Annotated in this window: 1 protein-coding gene; it reads right to left on the reverse strand. The window is 42.1% G+C overall.

Annotated elements, in window-relative coordinates; genetic code table 11:
- Positions 1 to 337 (reverse strand): hypothetical protein (locus tag DW819_RS15825; RefSeq protein WP_207665315.1); only part of this gene is annotated, 337 nt, incomplete at both ends.

Consider the following 337-nt stretch of genomic DNA (forward strand, 5'->3'; position numbering starts at 1 on the left):
GACCAATGCGGTTTAAAAGAATATTTCTGCTTTGTCTATAACATATCATGTTTGCAAAGACGCTGCAAGCATTTTCCGGAACTTCTACTTTACTGGTTATTCTGAGATAATAAATAACGCAGCCATTCTTATTTTTGTAGCGGAGCCGATACAGCAGGAAGTGAATGAGACCGCTTTCCGGGATTTTCAGCATATCAGGTGTTTGCATCTTGAACACACGTGTACGAATGCAGCGGATGTAGTCCGATGCAGGCGAACGCGTGTTGTGAGAGCAAGCAAACAACGATATGTGAAAATAAAGGAAAGCGGTCTCATTCACTTCCGGACCTTTATTAGT

The organism is Clostridium sp. AM33-3, from assembly GCF_003480315.1.
Classification (GTDB): domain Bacteria; phylum Bacillota; class Clostridia; order Lachnospirales; family Lachnospiraceae; genus Brotaphodocola.